Raw genomic sequence first — 5,085 nt, 5'->3', positions numbered from 1 at the left:
TTTTATCGCATCTATTATTACGACATAGTATTTGAATGGGTTGAAGCCGGGCTCCCATCCACGCGCTATCTTAGAGTCAACCATTTGCCTCAGCTCCTCGAATATGTTGAGGGTTAACGAGTACGCCATATCAAGCCTTATCTTCGATAGCAACCTAAGTAGATCCTCGCGCTTGCTTGTTGAGAAGATAAGCAGTATGGAGAGGATTAGGGAGAACCCATATATATAGAGGTTCAAGTGATGCATGGAGAGATTACCTGCTAGGTATGTTAATAATGTAACAGCCGAGATAGGGGGTATATACATTAAGAGAGCGGAGTAAACTAGTTTCAAAGCTCTTATACTAGCATAGAAGACCACATACACAATAGTGAATAATAAGATGATATAGGGATTATCTAGGACTATGATGGTTATGTTAACAATAAGGAGGATTAGCTTCAATAAGATGAACCACTTCCTATTGAGCCATGTATCCCTATCCTGCAGCATCACTGATTCATATAGTAGTGCCACATGAAATCCTCCTCGGAATTATGCCTGCCCCAAGTAATAGGTCATCGGTTAAATCCCCCCAGTCTCCCTTGAGCAGTCGTCTCCTGCCCCTGTCTATTAATAGAAAAGTATTTGGCTCTAGTGGATCGAGTAGTGAAACAATATGTGTTGTCATAACGATTACCTTACCGTTTTTAACTCCATACCTTATTAGCTCCGCGAGGATGAGATAGCCGTTATAATCTAGATCCGAGAAGGGCTCATCGAGCAACCATACTGGTTGATCTATTGAGAGAACGCTTGCAAGCGCAACCCTCCTAGCCTCTCCCCCGCTTAGTGTGAACGGGTTTCTATCCATTAACTCCATATCCACGAGCCTGTAGAGTATCTCACCATTTACCCGCGCCCCAGTCATTCTCGTGATGAATGATATCTCTCTTTCAACAGTAGCCTCTATGAAGCCGTGGAAAGGATTCTGCCACACATATCCTACAAGCCTCACTGCTTCCCGCCTACGTATGTCATGTATATTTACACTGTTTACCTCTACACTACCCTTCAAAGGCTTTATTATCCCAGCTATCGTCTTCAACAGCGTCGACTTACCACTTCCATTAGCACCGATCAATACGTGGAGCCCAGGGCCTAGAGTGAACTCTGCATCCTCTATTAACGGTTTACCTGGTAAATAACCTATTGATAAATCTACCCCTCTCACCTTGTTCACTTAAAAAACACCCTGAGAGACCTATATACTAATCCACCTATGACGCCTATAATGACTAGCTCGCTTATGAAAATATAGAGTATAGTTGGCCCTGGAAGCCCATATATCACTGTTAACTCGTATCCCACTATCACAGCAATAGCTAGAGAGGCAAGTATCGAGGATACAGCAAGCTTTACATAAGTGTTCAGCCTGGTTCTCCCAACTAGGTAAACAATAGTTGAAGCGACTAGATTAGCCAGTGGTCCAAAGACCCAGTCCCATGGTATGAATGGACTCGCTAAATTTCCAAGCAACCCACCTATGGTTAAGCCAACAACCGCGTCTAAACCCAAACCAACTATCAACGGCAATATTATCATTGCATCGCTCACCCTAAACTGTAGTTCACCATACGATATGTATCCAAGCATCAGGGTTACAGCAGTATAGACGGACGCTATAATTAACGACCTCGTTATGAACATGGGACTAATCCTCATGAAATCACCGTACCGGATTTTCAAGGATTATATAAATAACTAACCATTGCTTTTTAAACCATAATTCTATCCCTGGTGCAACAAGGATAAGAACCTCCCCTGATTTCACAGCTCATAAATAACCTGGATTAATTGTTATTAGTGAATTCTTGAGTCATCAGGTGAAGAACTAATAATCCTATAGTATACCCCTATAGAACAATATGTTCTCCCAGACCCTTGTAACAGCTTTTTGCTCATCGACAATATTCTTCACTGCTATAAGCCCGTTTTCACCGTAAACCTGTAATATATCCCTAGTTGACAATGGAAGCCTGAGTATGTGATTATATATTACTTCTAAGAGCCCACTAATCTTAATACTCCTCAATGGAGGTAGATCCATGTTACACGTCGACACATCGAAGCCGTCCTCCTCTAGACGCCTCACGATATCATTTAATACTCGCCGGGATACGGGTTTGAGTTCCTCATTGAATGGGGGTCTCGAGAGGGTTTTGACACGTATCCTGTTAACACCAGTTTTCTTAATACAAGAGGATAGTTCTTGAAGCATCAGGGGATCCGGATATATCTCACTATTCCTCCTATATGCAAGCACCTCTATAATGAGTTTATCTTTCCCGGGAAATGATTGCAACAGGTTAATTAATCCTCCGAACCCATGAAGAGGATACTCACCGATACACCATGGAAAGGCCACTCCAACCTCATCCATTAATTCAGCTGTATTCGTCTCCACCATCCTGTGGAGTGCTAGCCCGCTGGAGTGTAATATTAGCGACCCATCTATGCCACGACTACGCATATACTCCCTTAGAACCATTAATAATTCGCTGAGGTTCTCAACTAGGAATGGATCGCCGAATCCCCATATCCTGATGCGTTTAACCTCTGCGAGTACATCACCATACTTCTCCAGCACTGATTTAAAGTGATCGATGTTGACTCTTACACCATAACCTTTCCCAACGACTTCTCTAATTGGCAAAGGACAGTACGGGCAGTTCAAAACACACTTGCCCGGGGGGAGAAGGGGATCTATGTTCACTATGTAGCCATAGCATTTACTCGGGTGTATACCGTAGAAGAATGATGTGAAAAACCTCATGAAGACTGAACCCTTACCTAGTATGGGTACTCTACAACCCTTACCTCTCTACCGGTTGTTCTCGACTTAAAGAATGGTAGTCCATTATACTTAATGTTCTCCAACACGTCGAGATCCCTGGTAAATAATAGCCTGATATCGTTTAAGCCCAGCACAGTCATAGCCAGCCTGTCTACACCTATACCCCATGCAACAGCCCTAACACCCGGTGCTCCAAGAATATTCATGACCTCAGGTCGGAAAACACCCCCGGGGAACACCTCAACCCATCCAAGCCTCGGGTGTTTAATATATCCTTCAACACTTGGCTCAGTAAAGGGGAAGTAACCTGGTTTAAACCAGACCTCCTTTATCCCTAAGGCTGCTGCAAGCTCCTTGAAGAAATATAGAAGGTGCTTGAAGTTAACATCCCTGCCCACGATCACCCCATCCAACTGGTGGAACTCCATACTGTGCTTAGCGTCAAGGTTCTCGGGTCTGAAGTTCCTATCTATCGTGAAAACCCTGTACTCACCCTCTCCCCTCTCATATATAGCTCTAGCAGAAACAGCCGTTGTCTGGCTCCTTAAGACTAATCTTAGAGATCTCTCAGGACTCCACTTATACCTCCATCCTTCTTCATGTATCCTACCAGCCCTCTCAAGGAGCCAAGCAGGTATCTTAGCCCGTAGATCAGTCTTCAGGAAGAATGTATCATGTATCTCCCTAGCCGGGTGATCCTGTGCTTGAAATAGGACATCGAAATTCCAGAACTCAGCCTCTACATGGGGTCCTTTAACCTCTTCGAAACCCATCGATGTTAGGATATCCCTTAGATCATCTATAAACTCCATAAAGGGGTGCTTTCTAGCCAAAGGTATGGCAGGAGGTTCTATTGAGAGATCGAATTCCTTTATAATGTATTGATCTAGTGTGGGGGTTAGGGCTGGTTTTACTATGGTTAATACCTCTTTTTCCCTTACCAATCCATTCCTATAGAGGTCTAAGAGCTCCGGCATCGGCAATACAGTGATACTCGTCCTATCCCTCAACTCTATTAGATGCCTCCTTCTAAGTAACTCTGTGTCGGAGGGCATCTCGCCCTTATCCCTGATCAACTCGAGTTTCCTCTTAACTTCCTCAGCACTTTTCATCAATTCAATACACTTTTCTTCCTCCCCCTTGGCAACTATGCCATTCAAGACCACCAGGCACTTCGACTTCAAATGGTACTGCAACCCTATCTTTACTATTTCCTCTGGTATACCTGTATGTTCTCTAATGCACTGAATAAACTCATTGAGCGGTTTATTAACACACTTACCGAGCACCCTATACACCTGTTCCTCTGGCATCCCCTTCTCCAGGTAGAAGTATGCCTCACTTGTTAAAACAGGTATTTTCACCGCCTGCTTAAGAATTCTAATTAACTTCCTTCCCTCTAGTTCAGCGAGATCCCTCATCAAATCTTCTGGCCTGCCTTCAATTAATTGAGCAAGAGTATTAATGTCTATGGCCTTCTTCTCCACTAATATAGATACTATTCTATACTGCCTAGGTGATAGAAACACCGGTCTACTCAAGCACTCCTCACCACCCATGGTGAACGTTTAATACACTCACCCTTAAGATGTCAGAGGGTTTAGGTCTATTCGTCGTTATTTAATTACCTCTAAATATTTTTAATTGCTTTGCCTCGGTATGCTGTTTCCGCTTTCATATAGGTTTACTAGGGTTTACTATCAAAATTCTTTTATTGAAGAATGTAATCGCATGTATGAATCTATTCCTGAAGCACTCTGCAAACCCAAGCAGTATACAGGGGGAACAAGGATGAAGAGATGAAACCAGCTTATATAAACCTATATAAGACCTGGACCCATCACTTCTCCCTATTGCTTCACCTCGTTTAAACTATGGTGTTTTGTGTATGTGGTAGGAAGTTCCTCCTCGCCGACATGTCACGGGTGATCACTGTGGGTTCACGGGCGGTTGTCGAGCCCAACGGCAAAGGACTCCCATCTAGACTTAACCAACCCAGGCTTGGAGCATTGCTCCCACCGCCTAGGCAGGCTCTTAGCTACAACAGCCCAGTTCATCAAAACGCTTACATGCTTCCCTGGGGCAGAAACGTTTATTAAGGTCATTGAGGAAATTTTTATAGACAGTTGGGATCGAATGTTGGAGAGGTTGTTGAAGCCTGCGGGGCGGTGGGAGCACTGCTCCAAGCCCCGCGGGGCTCTTCGTAGATGGGAGCCCCGTGCCGTTGGGCTCGACAGCCGCCCATGAGC

At 44.2% G+C, this 5,085-nt stretch carries 6 protein-coding genes; 1 reads left to right on the top strand and 5 read right to left on the bottom strand.

Annotated features, from left to right (window positions below; all coding sequences use genetic code 11):
• The 5 genes from ACP5N5_RS05545 to ACP5N5_RS05525 form a co-directional block, all read right to left on the bottom strand.
• The coding region (locus ACP5N5_RS05545) for a hypothetical protein (protein ID WP_428133693.1) at positions 1 to 516 on the bottom strand (516 nt) is incomplete at its 3' end.
• Positions 500 to 1,222 (bottom strand): ABC transporter ATP-binding protein, encoded by a 723-nt coding sequence (locus tag ACP5N5_RS05540; protein WP_428133691.1) that lies wholly within the window; start codon positions 1,220 to 1,222, stop codon positions 500 to 502. The genes ACP5N5_RS05540 and ACP5N5_RS05545, both read right to left, overlap by 17 nt.
• Positions 1,219 to 1,704 (bottom strand): QueT transporter family protein, encoded by a 486-nt coding sequence (locus ACP5N5_RS05535; protein WP_428133689.1) that lies wholly within the window; start codon positions 1,702 to 1,704, stop codon positions 1,219 to 1,221. The genes ACP5N5_RS05540 and ACP5N5_RS05535 overlap by 4 nt, the downstream gene beginning before the upstream one ends.
• Positions 1,705 to 1,882: 178 nt before the next feature.
• Positions 1,883 to 2,815 (bottom strand): radical SAM protein, encoded by a 933-nt coding sequence (locus tag ACP5N5_RS05530; protein ID WP_428133686.1) that lies wholly within the window; start codon positions 2,813 to 2,815, stop codon positions 1,883 to 1,885.
• A gap of 17 nt (positions 2,816 to 2,832) precedes the next feature.
• Positions 2,833 to 4,395: a phenylalanine--tRNA ligase subunit alpha gene (locus ACP5N5_RS05525; RefSeq protein WP_042667133.1), complete on the bottom strand. Its 1,563-nt coding sequence runs from the start codon at positions 4,393 to 4,395 to the stop codon at positions 2,833 to 2,835.
• Between the two features lie 375 nt (positions 4,396 to 4,770).
• Between ACP5N5_RS05525 and ACP5N5_RS05520 the strand changes: the two genes are divergently transcribed.
• On the top strand, positions 4,771 to 4,935 hold the full coding sequence (locus ACP5N5_RS05520) for a hypothetical protein (protein ID WP_428133681.1): 165 nt from the start codon (positions 4,771 to 4,773) through the stop codon (positions 4,933 to 4,935).
• Positions 4,936 to 5,085: the final 150 nt, after the last annotated feature.

The organism is Desulfurococcus sp., assembly GCF_049970475.1.
Taxonomy (GTDB): Archaea; Thermoproteota; Thermoprotei_A; order Sulfolobales; family Desulfurococcaceae; genus Desulfurococcus; species Desulfurococcus amylolyticus.
The sequence above is the reverse complement of the archived record's forward strand: the minus strand, read 5'-3'. Positions and strand labels throughout refer to the sequence as shown.

Bases quoted from the DNA above. Each gene is read 5' to 3' on its own strand.
- ACP5N5_RS05535 (WP_428133689.1), bottom strand. From the start codon at position 1,704: ATGAGGATTAGTCCCATGTTCATAACGAGGTCGTTAATTATAGCGTCC.
- ACP5N5_RS05530 (WP_428133686.1), bottom strand. From the start codon at position 2,815: ATGAGGTTTTTCACATCATTCTTCTACGGTATACACCCGAGTAAATGC.
- ACP5N5_RS05525 (WP_042667133.1), bottom strand. From the start codon at position 4,395: ATGGGTGGTGAGGAGTGCTTGAGTAGACCGGTGTTTCTATCACCTAGG.